Origin of the sequence: Pollutimonas rozaliensis (assembly GCF_048751585.1) — a bacterium.
GTDB lineage: Bacteria > Pseudomonadota > Gammaproteobacteria > Burkholderiales > Burkholderiaceae_B.
This window is the reverse complement of record NZ_JAZHOB010000282.1, coordinates 1-248: the sequence shown is the minus strand read 5'-3', so window position 1 is coordinate 248 and position 248 is coordinate 1. Positions and strand designations below refer to the sequence as shown.

Sequence of the window (248 nt, the reverse complement as noted above, 5' to 3'; positions counted from 1 at the left end):
CAACGCAGTTACTACACCATGACCCATATTCGCTTCTACACGAATGAGGTCAACCTCGTACTGTACAGCAATATCCAGAATACGATTAATGTTCTCTTCTGTCATACCGCCTTTGAACCCGCCTGTACTAAACACATGCACATACGAGTTCACAGCACCGCCTACACAGAACGCCACTTCATCACCCCCTGAACCAGCAGGGTCAATCTGCATCACCTTTGTACTGTACGGCACGAACACATCAGATG

The 248-nt window shown here is 48.0% G+C and carries 1 protein-coding gene; it reads right to left on the bottom strand.

The genetic code is table 11. The features are described from left to right. Nucleotides 1-248, bottom strand: a 248-nt coding sequence (locus V0R37_RS22920; protein WP_420376667.1) for a hypothetical protein, incomplete at both ends; no start/stop codon positions are given.